Source organism: Vibrio sp. SCSIO 43132, from assembly GCF_019904195.1.
Taxonomy (GTDB): domain Bacteria; phylum Pseudomonadota; class Gammaproteobacteria; order Enterobacterales; family Vibrionaceae; genus Vibrio; species Vibrio nigripulchritudo.
Genome location: NZ_CP063200.1, coordinates 89412 through 104865, shown reverse-complemented (window position 1 = coordinate 104865; position 15454 = coordinate 89412). Strand labels below are relative to the sequence as shown.

Annotated in this window: 15 protein-coding genes; 7 read left to right on the top strand and 8 right to left on the bottom strand. The window is 47.4% G+C overall.

The window, feature by feature from the left end:
• Positions 1 to 127: 127 nt before the first annotated feature.
• From INR79_RS18605 to INR79_RS18590, 4 genes are all read left to right on the top strand, one after another.
• Positions 128 to 1288: an iron-containing alcohol dehydrogenase gene (locus INR79_RS18605; RefSeq protein WP_223098580.1), complete on the top strand. Its 1161-nt coding sequence runs from the start codon at positions 128 to 130 to the stop codon at positions 1286 to 1288.
• A gap of 10 nt (positions 1289 to 1298) precedes the next feature.
• Positions 1299 to 2798, top strand: a complete 1500-nt coding sequence (locus INR79_RS18600) for a CoA-acylating methylmalonate-semialdehyde dehydrogenase (RefSeq protein ID WP_223098578.1) — start codon at positions 1299 to 1301, stop codon at positions 2796 to 2798.
• Positions 2799 to 2926: 128 nt separating this feature from the next.
• The gene (locus tag INR79_RS18595; RefSeq protein WP_223098577.1) at positions 2927 to 3706 is read left to right on the top strand and encodes an IclR family transcriptional regulator; all 780 of its coding nucleotides are present in this window, start codon (positions 2927 to 2929) and stop codon (positions 3704 to 3706) included.
• Between the two features lie 322 nt (positions 3707 to 4028).
• On the top strand, positions 4029 to 5180 hold the full coding sequence (locus INR79_RS18590) for a hypothetical protein (RefSeq protein ID WP_223098574.1): 1152 nt from the start codon (positions 4029 to 4031) through the stop codon (positions 5178 to 5180).
• Between the two features lie 35 nt (positions 5181 to 5215).
• Here INR79_RS18590 and INR79_RS18585 read toward each other — a convergent pair whose 3' ends face one another.
• On the bottom strand, positions 5216 to 5659 hold the full coding sequence (locus INR79_RS18585) for a GNAT family N-acetyltransferase (protein WP_223098571.1): 444 nt from the start codon (positions 5657 to 5659) through the stop codon (positions 5216 to 5218).
• 324 nt (positions 5660 to 5983) lie between these two features.
• Here INR79_RS18585 and INR79_RS18580 point away from each other — a divergent pair, with 324 nt between their 5' ends.
• Positions 5984 to 8248, top strand: coding sequence for a PKD domain-containing protein (locus INR79_RS18580; protein ID WP_223098568.1), 2265 nt, complete (start codon positions 5984 to 5986; stop codon positions 8246 to 8248).
• Between the two features lie 70 nt (positions 8249 to 8318).
• Here INR79_RS18580 and INR79_RS18575 read toward each other — a convergent pair whose 3' ends face one another.
• From INR79_RS18575 to INR79_RS18560, 4 genes are all read right to left on the bottom strand, one after another.
• Positions 8319 to 8762, bottom strand: a complete 444-nt coding sequence (locus tag INR79_RS18575; protein ID WP_223098565.1) for a YtoQ family protein — start codon at positions 8760 to 8762, stop codon at positions 8319 to 8321.
• A gap of 15 nt (positions 8763 to 8777) precedes the next feature.
• The gene (locus tag INR79_RS18570; protein ID WP_223098554.1) at positions 8778 to 9929 is read right to left on the bottom strand and encodes a DUF418 domain-containing protein; all 1152 of its coding nucleotides are present in this window, start codon (positions 9927 to 9929) and stop codon (positions 8778 to 8780) included.
• A 160-nt stretch (positions 9930 to 10089) separates the two neighbouring features.
• Positions 10090 to 10572, bottom strand: a complete 483-nt coding sequence (locus INR79_RS18565) for a GNAT family N-acetyltransferase (protein ID WP_022562149.1) — start codon at positions 10570 to 10572, stop codon at positions 10090 to 10092.
• A 100-nt stretch (positions 10573 to 10672) separates the two neighbouring features.
• The gene (locus INR79_RS18560) at positions 10673 to 11191 is read right to left on the bottom strand and encodes an outer membrane beta-barrel protein (RefSeq protein WP_223098553.1); all 519 of its coding nucleotides are present in this window, start codon (positions 11189 to 11191) and stop codon (positions 10673 to 10675) included.
• A gap of 350 nt (positions 11192 to 11541) precedes the next feature.
• On the opposite strand from INR79_RS18560, the gene INR79_RS18555 reads away from it, so the two are divergent.
• The gene (locus INR79_RS18555; protein WP_223098551.1) at positions 11542 to 13389 is read left to right on the top strand and encodes a M3 family metallopeptidase; all 1848 of its coding nucleotides are present in this window, start codon (positions 11542 to 11544) and stop codon (positions 13387 to 13389) included.
• Between the two features lie 61 nt (positions 13390 to 13450).
• On the opposite strand, the gene INR79_RS18550 is transcribed toward INR79_RS18555, so the two are convergent.
• The 3 genes from INR79_RS18550 to INR79_RS18540 are packed head-to-tail and all read right to left on the bottom strand — an operon-like array spanning position 13451 to position 14366.
• A complete protein-coding gene (locus INR79_RS18550; protein ID WP_223098549.1) occupies positions 13451 to 13837 on the bottom strand; it encodes a RidA family protein in 387 nt (128 codons plus the stop codon).
• Positions 13830 to 14066: a DUF2798 domain-containing protein gene (locus INR79_RS18545; RefSeq protein ID WP_223098546.1), complete on the bottom strand. Its 237-nt coding sequence runs from the start codon at positions 14064 to 14066 to the stop codon at positions 13830 to 13832. Before INR79_RS18545 ends, INR79_RS18550 begins: the two co-directional genes overlap by 8 nt.
• 9 nt (positions 14067 to 14075) lie before the next feature.
• On the bottom strand, positions 14076 to 14366 hold the full coding sequence (locus INR79_RS18540; protein WP_223098544.1) for a putative quinol monooxygenase: 291 nt from the start codon (positions 14364 to 14366) through the stop codon (positions 14076 to 14078).
• A 101-nt stretch (positions 14367 to 14467) separates the two neighbouring features.
• On the opposite strand from INR79_RS18540, the gene INR79_RS18535 reads away from it, so the two are divergent.
• Positions 14468 to 15370 (top strand): LysR family transcriptional regulator, encoded by a 903-nt coding sequence (locus INR79_RS18535; RefSeq protein WP_223098530.1) that lies wholly within the window; start codon positions 14468 to 14470, stop codon positions 15368 to 15370.
• The last annotated feature ends 84 nt before the right edge of the window (positions 15371 to 15454 follow it).

Here is a 15454-nt window from a genome sequence, read left to right as displayed (position 1 = left end):
ATTAGTATTGAAAACGATACATTATGTTTCGTTTTTGTTTGCTGGTTGTTTTGCGGTCTGTTTGCACTGTATGACCCGTTTAGTATCGGGCTCCGGCATGTTTAAAGTAGAAAAAAGGACTTTTGGAATGGTTAATGAAGTTCAACTGCCAAGGATTTTGAAAATAGGAGCTGGGGCAACCCAACAGACAGCGACATTGCTTAACGATCTTGGATGTCGCTCGCCGCTGCTTATTACCGACAAAGTGATGGTTTCGCTGGGATACCCCAATCAAATAAAAGAGATACTCAAAGAAGCAGGGATCTCATGCACCGTTTTTGCCGATACGGTGCCTGAGCCAACGGTGTCCTCTATCGAACAGGGTGTCGAGGTTTTTCGAAGTGGCGATTTTGATGCGATCATCGCGTTGGGCGGCGGCAGCCCCATCGATTCAGCCAAAGCGATCAATATTCTTGGAACGCATGGCGGCCGAATGCGCGATTACAAGTTTCCGAGGATTGTCACCGAATCGGGTGTCCCGCTAATCGCTATTCCTACAACCGCGGGAACCGGGTCTGAAGTCACGCGTTTTACCATCATTACGGACGATGAAGTGGATGAAAAAATGCTGTGCGTGGGGCTGGGTTTCATGCCTGATGCGGCGCTGGTGGATTATAAACTCACGGAGTCTGTACCGCCTCGGGTTACCGCAGACACCGGAATTGATGCCCTGACTCACGCTATCGAAGCCTATGTAAGCCAGAAAGCCAACATGTTCAGCGATGCTCAGGCGACTGCCGCGATGAAGCTGATAGCACCAAATCTGCGTAAGGCTTATCACCAGCCAGATAATGCTCAGGCGAGAGAAGCCATGATGCTGGGTTCCACACTGGCCGGAATGGCGTTTTCTGCCGCGTCAGTCGCGCTTGTTCACGGCATGAGCCGCCCAATCGGCGCATTTTTCCATGTTCCGCATGGCTTATCTAACGCCATGTTGCTTCCTACTCTTACTCAATTCTCCATACCGTCCGCCAAAGAGCGTTACGCCGACTGCGCGCGATTTATGGGTATTGCATCGGAAGAGAGCAGCGATGATGCCGCATGCAATGCATTGGTTCAGGAATTAGTTGATATCAACAAAGAGCTTTCTGTTCCTACCATGTCGGAATTTGGTATCAACAAAGACGAATATTTTTCACTCAGCGAAACCATGGCAGAACAGGCGTTGGCATCCGGCTCACCCGGAAACAACCCACGAGTGCCAGTAAAACAAGAAATCGTTGAGCTTTACCACCAACTATGGGCATAAGGAGACCCCAATGGAACGTGTAGGACACTTTATCAATAACACTATTACTGGAACCCAGGATTCAGATTTTGCCGATGTCTACAACCCGGCAACTGGCGAGAAGATTCTCAATGTGGCGCTGGCTTCTGCCAAAACGACGGAGCAAGCCGTTGAAGCCGCTGAGGCTGCCTTTCCTGGCTGGTCGAAAACCCCTTCAGTGGTGCGTGCCCGAGTGCTGTTTAAGTTCAAAGCACTAGTAGAGAAATACCGTGATGAACTGGCGGAGATCATCACAGAACAGCACGGAAAAGTATTGAGCGACGCTCAGGGCGAGATCACCCGAGGTTTGGAGGTGGTGGAATTTGCTTGCGGTATTCCCCATGCGCAGAAAGGTGAGCATTCACTCAATGTGGGAAGACAGGTCGATTCACATTCTATGATGCAGCCATTAGGCGTCTGTGCAGGGATCACACCATTCAACTTCCCGGTTATGGTTCCAATGTGGATGTTCCCCATCGCCATTGCGTGCGGGAATACTTTTGTTCTGAAACCGTCTGAAAAGAACCCGACGCCATCAATGTTTCTTGCAGAGCTGCTTAAACAGGCCGGATTGCCAGATGGCGTGTTTAATGTGGTGAATGGTGATAAAACGGCGGTGGATGTGCTGCTGACGCATCCGGCAGTTCAGGCGGTTAGTTTTGTTGGTTCGACCCCCATTGCGGAATACATTTACTCCACGGCTTCTGCCCACGGCAAACGTTGTCAGGCATTGGGCGGCGCTAAAAACCACATGGTGGTGATGCCAGATGCCGACACCTCTCAAGTTACCAACGCGCTAATGGGAGCGGCGTATGGCTCGGCTGGGGAGCGTTGTATGGCGATTTCCGTTGCGGTTTGTGTGGGTGAAGAAGCTGCAAAAAATACGGTGGAATCTCTGTTGTTGGCGATATCCAAATTGAAAGTGGGCGCTGGTAATGACAAAGACGAGCCGGATATGGGACCGCTGATCAGTGCCGCTCATCGCGACAAAGTACTGGGGTACATTAATCAGGGAATCGAGGAAGGCGCGAAGCTCTTGGTCGATGGCAGAAACTATCAGGTTCCGGGAGCTGAAAATGGCTTCTTTGTAGGACCGACTCTGTTCGATAAGGTCACTAAAGAGATGACCATCTATCAGGAGGAGATATTCGGCCCTGTGCTTTCCGTGGTGCATGTTGAGACACTTGAAGAAGCGATTCAACTCATCAATGACCATGAGTACGGAAACGGCACATCTATCTTTACCGAAAGTGGAAGAGCAGCACGTTTATTCCAGGAAAACGTGTTGGTAGGGATGATTGGCGTGAATGTGCCTATTCCGGTTCCAATGGCATTTCACTGTTTTGGTGGCTGGAAACGTTCGATATTCGGACCACTCAATATGCATGGTCCTGATGGCGTGCGCTTCTTCACTCGAATGAAAACCGTCACCACCCGATGGCCTGAATCGGAAGGGATGCGAGCCGAGTTTTCCATGCCGACTATGAAATAACGGGACTTATGTGCCTCGGAGTCGTGGACCTGAGGCACATTCTGATGTGGAAATGAGGCCACGTCGGTAGGTACATCGGCACCATGGGTATATACTGCCAACATAAGCGAAAGACATAACAGGACATTATGACAGCCAGCAGTAAACGTGAAAAAGGTTCCACGATCCTTAGAGTGCTAGAAATATTGCAAGAAGTGGCTTCCAGCGAGCAACCGCTCTCACCCACGGAAGTCGGAGTCAGGTTAGACATTCCCAAGCCAACCTCTCACCGTATTGTCAACACATTGCTCAAAGAAGGCTGGCTGTATACCGACCTTAAAGGTCAGCTGGTTCCCGGTGACCATTTCCATAATATTGCCCTGAATGTGCTTCACACCAGCATTCATAAAACCCATTGGCGGGCCATCCTTGAACGGGTGGCCAAAGAGATGGACGAAACCTGCGGTATTGCCATTCCGGATGGCACCGAGATGATTTATTTCGACCGGGTGGAATGCGAATACCCTCTTAGGGTACATATTCCAGTAGGCACTCGCGTTCCCGCTTGGTGTTCTTCTAGCGGCAAGCTGTATCTGAGTAGTTTGCCGGACTCCCGACGTCGCGCCATGTTTAAGCAGTTTGATCTGAAGCCTATGGGCAAAAACTCCATTGTTGGACCTCAGGCTTTAGAACAGTCTCTTTTAGGCATACGGCAAACCCAGATTGGCGTCGACAATGAAGAATTTATGGACGGAATGAACGCCATTTCCGTGCCTATCAAAAGACCAGATGGTCGACTGATTGCCTGCCTGTTCTGCCATGCTCCAATCGCAAGGAAAACCATCGACCATCTTGTGTCTTCGGTGGATAAACTTCGCCAGGCTGCTCAGGAAATCGAATCCGTACTCGCCGCGTTGGAAGAAGAGTAGATTCAGTTAAGAGTTGGCATAGAAAAGAATCGATAGGGTATTTCGCTGTTTTTCTTGAGGTGAGTGATGAGTCTGACCGATGAGAAAAGTGTTGTTTTAATTGATTCTTTTATTAATTTAGTGCCAAAAGGTGCAGGTGTAACATTTTCATAGCATCCGATGCAATATAATGATTCCGGCTTTCTTTTGCTTGAAAATCGATCATATTTTGCTGATCGCGCCTTTCGTCAAGCATGCTGTAGCAGCCTACTATTCCTTGTAGCCGGGCTCCTATTCTTCTTTTCCTGATGCTCGGTTACTCTGCTAACAGGAGCTGGAAATTATGCCCAACCAAACCATTAACTCACAGTTGTACCTAGGTGGACTGGCTGAAACCCTTATCAAAGATTTGGGTATCAATCCTTATACCACCGAGATTCACTCCTTTGCCGAATATCTGGACGATTACTCATCAGATGAACTTGAAACCTATGAAGTATTGAGTGGATTTGGTGAGATCAACAAAGGTTTTTACTCTATGAAGACCTCTAACGAGTATTTTTTCGATGAAAACCAACAACCAATAGAAAAAACGGTTGTCGACGTAAGTGCCTTCAAATGGAATGCATTTGGTGTGAAGGAGGCACTACTCATTACCGAAGCAGACATCGCCAACGTGAAAAACATTGTAGATGTGAATGTACAAATGCTGTCGGATGAGGGTGTTTCCGTGAAAGTTGAACATGCCAAACGAGGGACAATAACTACGGGCGAGGGAGATGATACGGTTTTCATTTACCCTAAGTCTAATAGCTCACAATGGAGCAACGAGTTCAAAGTCGACCTAAATGGTGGTAACGACTTTCTTGAAATTACCTCTAGAGATGGTGATAACGGGAGGGACCGGGGACCTCACTCTGTGTTTACAGAATGGGAGGTCGATATGGGGACGGGTAATGATACTGTTGACGCCAGTGGTATTGTGGACCCGATAAGAACCGGACTGAAAAGGCAATTTGAAGGTGGCGAGGGTATTGATGTTATCCATTTACCGGGAGGTCCCTCAGCTATTCCAATATCAGGTGGCAGTGGTAACCCCTATGATACTTTCCCTAAAACGCAGTTTTCAGGTTTTGAAGTCGTCGTTGGTACCAACCATTTTAGCTATCATCATTACAGACCAAATGCCACTTTTCTGAAGCTAGATGAGGATATATTGGAAGCCAACAAAAGCGGCTGGGGGGTAGGCGCAGATGGGAAAGTATACACAATGCTTTTCCATAAAGTGAATCTAGTCTGGCTTGACGCTTTTACTCATCAAGATACTGACGGTGATGATGATGACTGGGAAATCGACCCTGGTATTCTTGCAAAAGTTGAAGCAGAGACGGAGTTTTCTGCGTCCGACATTTCAGCAATAGAACTTCATACTGACGACGCCGATTATGTCATTCTAACTGCTGATGTCACATTTGATGATTTTTGGGCTTATTAGATATTAGATCAACAGACTCTCAAATCTATGGTGTTTTATCGATAACAGGTCATTGGTACAAATCGAATGCCATTGACCTGTTGCTCTGGATCCGTGGCGACAAAGCCGAATTTTTCATAAAAAGGGGCAGCATTAACTGATGAGCGTAAGCGCACTTCATTCTTATCCGTTGAAGAGAGCAGCGCCTCAAGCAATTGTTTTCCTAATCCCTTAGACTGCTTTTTCTTACTCACGAAAATATGGGTGATGTAATTCTTATCTCTCATCGCGCCATAACCCACAATTTCCCCATCTATTGTCAACTTTAAACAAAGGTACTGATCATTAGTCATGGTCTTTTCAACATCGGGAATCACGCTGGCAGTGAAGGTTGTTTTACCTTGTTCATCAAAGTGAGGAAGAATGTCTACCCTCGTCACTTCCGCCACTAAATTTACGATGTCTTGAAAATCCGCTGGTTCAACGGGTGAAATATCCATAAAGCCCTCCTTTGCTCCATTCAAGAAAACTACAAATCAGTCGTCGAATCAAGTAGTTAAATTATTTTCTTTCTGGCTCAAGCTTATGGATGCCGAATCGAGAGCATAAATATGGATAACATGATTAAGTATCATGACTGAAAAATGCAAAAAGGATGGCAAATCGAATCAGGGTCACTTTAATAATTACTGACTCATCAATTAATTACGTAAGTTTGCGAGTCATTTATAAAATGCGGGTCGGCGAGATTGTGACCTCTTTGACAGGTTGATAGCTTGAGGAAAGAAGTAATCAATTCCAGTCAATTTAGAGGTACAAAACCTATGCAAAGTTTCAAATTAAGACCTTTGTTTGTTTCCACCTTGCTGGCAACAATGACGATCTCTACAGCACATGCGGCGAACTCGGCGTCAACGACGTGGCCCGGTCAGGAAGTAGGCGTACTCACCTACCAACTGAGCGCGGATAAACTCATTAAAACGGGTCCGATTCGCCTTGGGCAAATGGACTTCAATATCTCCGAAGCAGAACTTGATCAAATTCGGGCAAGTGCCCCTGATCAAGCAACAGCGGATAAATGGGTTGAGATAGCGATACTGAAGAGAAAGGTATGGCGCGCGCCGTATTCCTTTGTGATTCCAAATGAACGACCCCATTGGGCGATGGCGATGGCACACGCAGCCCAACTGTTCAAGAACGTGACTGGAATTGATGACCCGTTCCACAGCGCCAACTTGTACGCCGCCAAAACGCTTCAGGAAAGCGCAGTTGGTGCCGACTACGATGCGAAAACCTTCACTTACCCAACACCACCTAAATACAAAGATCAGGATCCAAACCACTCGAATTACGGCATCTGGAGTACCTTGCACAATGGCAGAACCAAACACGACGGTTTCTTCCAGTTAGAGGGGCATATGTATTCCGCGTATGGCGAAATGATGCGCATGTTCCCGAATCGATTCTACAAAGGTATAAAGCCAGACTCCGTCTACAAAGCGGTCGCACCTTATGAGATGACATCGCCTATTTACAACGCTGTGTTCAAACCTGAGCCAGGCAAAAATAGCTTTGTTCCGAGTGCCATTGGTGCGTCTTACTACAACATTTTCGCTTACTACATTCTGGCGCGATCTTCTGATGACTTTGGCAATTTTGTAGTCGAATCTAAAGATCCACTGGCGCTGACTAAGCTGATCTCTGTGGGTTACAACCGTGGATTAAGTCCAAACAGCATGGCGCTCAACCCGCTTAAGCCCGAGGTAAGAGCCTACTGTGCTTCTCTGGACGTCATTGATGAGTGTTTCGATCCGGAAAACCAAGGTGGATTTGGTACCAGCTACCTCTATCAGGTGCCTTACAAAACAGCTGAGCTGAATGACGTAGCGGAAAACAATGGTCCCGGTTACCCCGGTTACTACACCAGCCAGATTGACTGGCCAACGGTCAGCACATATTTAGATGCGCTTGCTCCGCTATACACACCGGAAGAAATTACTGCGGCTAAAGCGTCGGCTAAAACCGCATTTGATGCTATTGCGAAGCAAGGCAGCATAGATTTTGCCAACCAGTTTGGCGCGGTTCTCGATGCGATTCTGCTGTCGCTACCCGTTGATACTCCATGGACTCAGCTATGTAAAGCCGACGGCGGTGCTTACGATGCGTTTAACCGTGACGGAACCTTCAAAGGCGTAGAGCACAGCTACCGATGCAAGCCTGAACACATCAGTAAGCCTCTGATTTTGGGTACGCGTGTTGGCGACAGAGCACCAGTAGCGAGAGCAGGGGAAGACCAGGTGGTCAGCCACGTTAAAACGGTCACACTGGACGGAAGCCGCTCGTTTGACCCAGACGGAGACGCGATCACCTATGCATGGAAGCAAGTTAGCGGAACGCCAATCGCTCTGACTACGCAGGGTTCTCAAGCGAGTTTTGATGCGCCATTAGTGAGTGCAGAAAGTGTTCACACATTCCAACTTGCTGTGACGGCAAATGGCAAAACGGGTACGGATAACGTTATCGTGACTCTGCGTCCGAATCAGGCACCAGTCATCAGCTATAAACCAGTGACCGATATATTTGTCGGTGATACTGTGACGATTGATGCGAGCAAAACCCTCGACCCAGATGGCGATGTGGTCAGCTATCGCTGGTCTGGGCTGCCAGACGGTTCGGTTGTCAACACCACCACGCCAACCATCAGCTTTAAAGTACCTGCTGCGACCACTTACAACATTGAGTTGGCTGCAAGTGACTCCTTCAGCAATACGGCAGTAGCGACGATACCTGTGCTTGTTGAATTGGTGGATGCAGGTTCGACCTGGGATCCAAACAAGATTTATCAGAAAGGCGATGTGGTTCGTCACCGCAATAAAGAATACACGGCTCAGTGGCATACAGAGAACGAAGAGCCGGGTGTTGCAGAAGTGTGGTTGCAGACCTACGGTCCTGAAATTACCGAGTGGGATCCGAAACGCATCTATGGCAAAGGAGACCGAGTGCTTTATAACGGAGCAACATGGGAAGCGAAATGGTACGCCAACCATGAAAATGTTCCGGGAGTCGATGGTGCTTGGAAAAAGGTATAAGTTTCTGCTTATAGAACTTAACTAAAAAACAAAGGGAGCGTGATTCGCTCCCTTTTCTATTTGAATTACGTCAATCCTGCTTGAGCAGATAAGTCAGAATCTCGACCACCTGACTGGGTGATGTCGCCCAAGCTTGCGCCGATGCATCGACTTCTTTTAGCGGATGAATCAGCGCTTCATCATGCAAGGTAATGTACGGCTTGCCATGTGCGGCGCAGTAACCGGCATCAAATGCCGCATTCCACTGGCGATATTTGTCGCCAAAACGTATCACCGCCAAATCGCAGTTCTCAATGTGCGTTTGGGTTCGGATGGCATTCACTTTTGCAGACTTATGATCTCGCCAGAACCCGTTTTCTTCCTGACCCAGAACATCGCCTGCTGCATCACTGGCTTCGTGATTCGTCACCGCAGATGTGAAGGTGATATCCAACCCAGCAGCCTTACTTTGCTCAATAATCTGGTCGCGCCAGTCGGTGTGAATTTCACCTGAAAGATAAACGTTAAAACTCATTTTTCACCCCTGTGTTTACTCCACCTGAGAGGCGGGAGTCAGTAATTGCTTCTTATGTTGGGTTCGAGTGTACGCTTTTCTCCAAATGTATTCCAAAGGACCTTGCTTAAAGAACCTTAAATACACGTGAGCCAGCACAATCTGAATCGCAGAATAGGCAAGGGCGATATAAACATAATCGATTTGAGTTGAGGTTAAGTGGAATTCCGGGAACATCCACCTCAGTACAATGGCACCAATAATCGATTGGGAGATGTAGAGGCTGAACGCCAGTTTCCCGGGGGCTGCAAACAGATTAATGATGCGACTGCCATTGGCAACCAGTTTAACCACAATATGCGCGTAAATGAGCGCTACGAAGACCGCAGACACACTGGCAAAAAGTGCGCTGACTTCTGTCGAAGCTGCCGCTAATTGAAGCCTGAGCACCACATCCAAGCCAGTAAAGATCACTGCTCCAATGATAACTTTAATCAGAGCATTCTGTTCGAAACCTTTTGTGAAGAACTCATTGCGATACAGATACGCCCCTAGCATCATCAACCCTGCAACCTGCCAGAATACCCAGAGAGGGGATGAGACGACGATGATCATGGCAACGGCACTTTGAATGATCATCTGAATGCCGTAAGAGCTGAACCACTCGTTGTACAGTTCCATAAATGCAGCTGACCCCTGAACCAATGGAGGCTCTGAAAAATACAGAATTAATGCGCTCCAGCTCAGGTTCAACACTGCGCCAATCACCAGATAGCGAATGGCTTTCTTTCTCAACTGATCTTGTGGAAGGTTAAGGGATTTAAGGACAAACCACGCGGTCACACTGTAAAGCAGCAATACATCGCCACCAAAGATGAATACTCCGTGTAAAACCCCAAACAGCATTAGCCATTTTAGACGAGGTTTAATGGCGTCTCGTGGAGAGATGTCTTTTTTCTTGTAAGACTGATACTGAATAGCCAGCCCGACACCAAAAAGAAGGCAAAATAAGCTTCGGAAGCGGCCATCAACAAACACACCGTTAAAGAGATCGACTAGCGTGTCACTGAGAGGGGCTAAAGCAGGAGAGACATACCCCACAGCAAAGAAGCCGTGGTAATAAACATTCATGAACAGGATCCCCAGTATGGCGATCCCACGCAATATATCGATGGACTGAATACGCACTGTAATAACCCCTTGCTAACTGTTCTGAGGCAAGCGATGCAAAAGCAGATGAATCCGCGGTCGCAGAGCGACAATAATCATAATTCTGCTCTTACATCGATGTGGGTATCAACGTAGCAAGGGGAAGGTTAATGTGCCCTAAAACTGGTATTAAGCGGTATTAAGACTCTGCAAGATCGAGCAGTTCCTGCCCGGTTAAGCGGTAACCGACCCACTCATCGAGCGGCTTGGCTCCGAGCGATTGATAAAAGTCGATAGCTGGCTGGTTCCAGTCGAGTACATTCCACTCGAAGCGACCACAATCTTTTGCAACCGCAATTTGTGCCAGGTGTTTCAACAACAACTTACCTGCGCCAGTGCCTCTTGCATCAGGTGTCACGTACAAATCTTCGAGATAAAGCCCGTACTTGCCAACCCAGGTGGAGTAGTTGAAAAAGTAAACGGCAAAACCAACAGGCTCACCTGCTTTTTCACAAATGATCGCGTAGGCAGTCGCGTCTTCTCCGAAGATGGTTGTTCGGATACTGCTTTCGGTGGCTAAGACCTCATGTTCAGCTTTTTCATAGGTCGCCAGTTCAGTAATGAATCTGAGAATCAGAGCGGAATCGCTTTCGACGGCTTTACGAATGGATAATTCACTCATTGTTTTTCATTCCTTGAGAAAATAAGCAGTGGATTGAATATCTTAAATAGTGTCCAGGCCTAACCATTTCAAGGGAGAGAGCGAATTTTCTTAGCTAAAGTTAGAATCGGTAGCCCGCACTCAGTAAGAAGTGATTATAAGTTGCTCCACGGTTTATATCGTCGATTTTGGCAAAAGAAATGAAGGGCTGATAATCCACACCAAGCGTGAAGTTGTACAACGCGTATTTAAACCCGACTCCGTAGCCAGCTCCCCAGTTGTATTGGTTTGGTCTTTTATTCCACTTTGCCTCAATGTAAGACAGCGTTAACCGTGCTTGCATGGAAAAGTTGTCATTGAAGTTAATTTCAGCCAACGGACCCAAATAGTATTCACCGGTTTTTAATTCGTAGGTTTGCCCTTTGTGCTCGATAAAGTTAGCACCCAGATGTCCGCCGCCGCTCAGTGCACCGTAAATTTCTGACGTATCGACTAAATCAATGCCGATGGATGAACCAGACATTTCGTCAGATGTGACCGCATCGGAATAAGAGGGGAGCCCGACTCGAACACTCAGGTTGTGGGCAGCCATTGATTGGGACGCGAATAAGAGAGTGAGAGCCAGAAGTTTTTTGGTCATTGAAGGTATCCGACAGGTCGAAAATAGCATTTATGCCAGTGATGGTAGCACCCATTATCATTAGTGATTGTAAGGGTATGTAAGCCTGTGAAAGTGAGGTATTAACGGGGAATACTTGAAATGCATATGGTGTCAGTACACCGGATTTACACTGTAAAACGAGTGTTTAAGGCTTCTTTGTTTGCTTCAATACATTGCCAAATAAACTGAATTGGGCACTTATTCCACGGTGTTTTTTCCTATTGCAACAACAAAGTATAGAGTTTCGAATACCGTATCTGGAGGTAGTTTGGGCATCTCATACATGCGATAATCGACGTCTATTCAGGCGACAATTTTAAGGATAAGAAATGTCTGCAACCTCATATCTTAACGATTTGAACCAACGTTATCTGGCTATTCACCGCACCAAAGAAGATTTCTTCTGGGAAACCTACATGGGAACCAGCGATGATCATGAAGGGTCGTCGAAAGCTCAAACCGAGTGGACTCAATTTCTAAGCCAGGCTTCTCAAATAGAAGCCATCAATCAGCAGCTTGAATCGGCTGAAAACATCACAGACGAGCAGGAAAAGCAAAGCACGATTAAGGGGCTGAGCGGCTGGCTGGCGACGTTTAAAGCACATGCGATTGAAGGCGAAGACAGCCAGAAGCTGAAAGCCGACTTGATCAAATTCGAGTTTGATCTGTTTGAGCGCAACCAGAACCACGCCATGACGTATGTGAATGAAAATGGCGAAACCGTTGAGGGATCTCTGCCTGTCGTTGGCGCTGCCATTCGTACTAACGAAAAAGAAGAAGTACGACAATCCGCTCACGAAGCTTTGCTCGGTCTGGAGCAGTGGCTGCTGCAAAATGGCTTTATTGAACTGGTTAAACGCCGCAACGCGTTTGCACGTTCTCTGGGTTACAAGACGTTTTTCGATTACTCCATCGTTAAAATGGAGAAAATGACCACTCAGGAACTTTTCAACATTCTGGATGACTTCGAAGTGCGTACTCGCGACAGTCATCTCAACAGCCTGAAGGCATTAGCTAAGGAGAAAGGTGAACAGGCGCTGAGCGGTCACAACTTTGTTTACTCGTTTGCTGGCGATGTCATGCGTGAGCTAGACCCATATGTGCCGTTTTCCAAATCGCTACGCCGCTGGGTGGAATCGTTTGGTCGACTGAACATTGATTTTTCTGGTGCCGAGCTGACACTAGATTTGCTGGATCGCAAAGGTAAGTATCCGAACGGTTTCTGCCATGGTCCGGTTCCTTCGTTTTACGATCAGGGTACATGGGTGCCAGCGCAGGTTAACTTCACCAGTAATGCCAAACCCGATCAGGTCGGCAGCGGATACGATGGCATCAACACCCTGTTCCACGAAGGCGGGCATGCGGCTCATTTCGCGAACGTAAAACTGAACGCGCCTTGTTTCTCACAGGAATTTGCGCCTACTTCTATGGCTTATGCTGAAACTCAGTCGATGTTCTGCGATAGCCTGCTAACGGATGCCGACTGGCTGAAGCAATACGCGTTGGACGATAACGGAAACCCAGTTACGGATGAAATCATCAAAGCGATGATCGATAGCCGTCAGCCTTTCAAAGCCTATGAAGAACGCAGCATTTTGGTTGTGCCTTACTTTGAACGCGCACTTTATGAACTGAGTGACGATGAACTCACCATTGAGAACATCACCAAACTGGCACGTGATACTGAAAAGCAAATTCTGGGGCTAGAGTGCAGCCCACGTCCGCTGATCGCTATTCCTCATTTGCTTTCGGATGAATCTGCCTGTGCTTATCAGGGTTACCTGCTGGCTCACATGGCGGTGTACCAGACGCGCGCTTACTTTACCGAGAAGTTTGGTTACCTGACGGATAACCCGGAAATTGGTCCGTTAATGGCGAAGCATTACTGGTTCGGTGGTAACAGTACTTCGCACAACGACACCATCGTTAGCCTCACAGGCGAAGGGTTCAACGCTAAGTATCTGGCTGACATGTGTAACCTGTCTATCGAGCAGGCTTGGGATGAAGAGGTGAAGAAAATTGAGGGCTTAGCGACACGTCAGAGAGCGGAAATAGTGTCACTGAATGCCACTATCAAAGTGGTGGATGGCGATAAAGAACTGGCTACTAACTCTGCGTCAGACTCCGACATGTGCGATAACTTCGAACGCTTCATTATCGAAACCTACGGTCGATAAACCTTCGACCAATAAACTTAAGAGCCAGCCTAAACAGCTGGCTCTTTCTTTTGCTTTGATATCAGGTTAGTGAAACGACGGCTTCCACTTCGGCTTTCAGATCTGGATGAAACAGCCCCGCGACCTGAACCATGGCACTGGCTGGGTACTTTTCACCGTAAACCTCAAACAACGCATCCCGAGCCTCGGGGATATCTGCCACATCGGTAATGTAGACAGTCACCTTGATGATTGAGTCGAGCGTTGTCTGGTGATGCTCCGCAATTGCAGATAACTGGCTGTAAATGGCTTTGAGCTGCGGCCCTATCCCAAGATGTTGAGCATCGGTACCAAAAGCGGTAAACCCGGAAGTGTAAAGCGTTCCGTTATGTTCAGTCGCATGAACATAAGGTCCTACGGCATCGCCTAAGCTGGGGTAGTGATGTCTTTTCAGTTCTGAGTCAGGCATGGTGCCCTCCATGAAGTTTGAGCGCGACCAACTGGGCAGTCAGCTTTTGTACGCGAGGACCCAAAGCGATTGAAATGGCAGCGGCAGCAGGCCATGCCAGCAAAAAAGCTTTGATCCAGGACGAGAAAAAAACATCGCTAAACCCTAGGTTTAACCAGGTCACCCATAACGTCATCATGCTCGAAAGCACCAGTGACATAAGCAACCCAAAAATAATTCTGTGCTTCATACTGCCTCCTCAATCCGACAGTGAGTACAGCTTCTCGATGTATTCCACTTTAGTCAGGTTTTGCGCAAGGAACGCCTTGGTGTGGGGCTGTTCAAAGTGATTGTTCAAATCTTCTTCACTGTCCCAGCGCTCCCATAATGTGAATTTTGTCGGGTCATCCTGGCGTTCCAGTAGCTCAAAGTGCTGACACCCCGGTTCTTTCACGGTTTCTGCCACAAGTTTGTGCGCTTCCTCTAAAACGTATTCTCTGGGTGCATCGCTGGAAAGCGATAACCCTGCACTGATGCATAGTGTTTTCATGCTGTTTCCCTTGCTGGTTTTGAACACGAATAAAAGAGTAGATAATTCCAAAAAAGAAGAATATGGTTAAAAAATGAATTGCTAATTCCAATTATGAAATCATGTTTGATGATATCGCCTTATTTATTCATATTGTGCAGGCTCAGGGGCTCGCCAGAGCGTCTAAAGTACTGAACATTCCCCCTGCTACAGTAACCAGACGGCTAAAGAAACTGGAAGAAAAGTTGGGGTGTCAGCTCATTCATCGCTCGGCACGTCAGTTCCGCCTGACGGCAGAAGGGGAAGTGTATTACCAGTCGTTCTCCGACTTAGTGACAGAATTTGAAGCCAAAACTCGCGGACTAAGCCACGAGATGGAAACCCTTAACGGTTCGCTGACGGTTCTGGCTCCGACCAATATATCGATTGGGTTTGCCCAGCCAATGTGGACAGAGTTCATCAGGCAATATCCTGACATTCAGCTCAGCTTAAAGCTTAATAACGAAAACAAAGACATCATTGAAGAACAGGCGGATATTGCGCTTCGAGCCGGACCTCAAAAAGACTCCCGTTTGTATCAACTCAAGGTTGGCTCTGTTTCTACCTTCTTGGTGGCATCGCCAGATTACTTGGCTCAATCCTCTTCTCTTCATGACTTAGAAGATCTGTATCATCATCGCTGCATCACTGTCGCACATTTGCCTGTGTGGAAATTTCAGAACCGGAGAACGGGCGATAAGGCGACCATCCGACAGCGAAGTGCTCTGAAAGTCGATGACATCAATATTGCCAGCCAGTTTGCAAGAGACGGTTTAGGGCTGGCTTTATTACCCGCGACGGAAGTTTATGAACAGTTGAAGTCGGGAGAGCTGGTGACCCCGCTGGACGACTGGTTTGGTCCGCAACGGGATCTGTACCTGATTTGGCCAAGTGGTCGGCTACTTGGTGCTAAAGCCCGGGTATTTAAAGAGCACGCGCAGCAATATCTGGAAAATGCCTTAGAAAGATTAGGGTCTTTTAAGTAATACAAAAGTTAATTTTTGCTCCATTGCGCAGAGACGAAAGATGTCTCTGACTACTATAATGATTCTGAGGAGAATAAATTTATT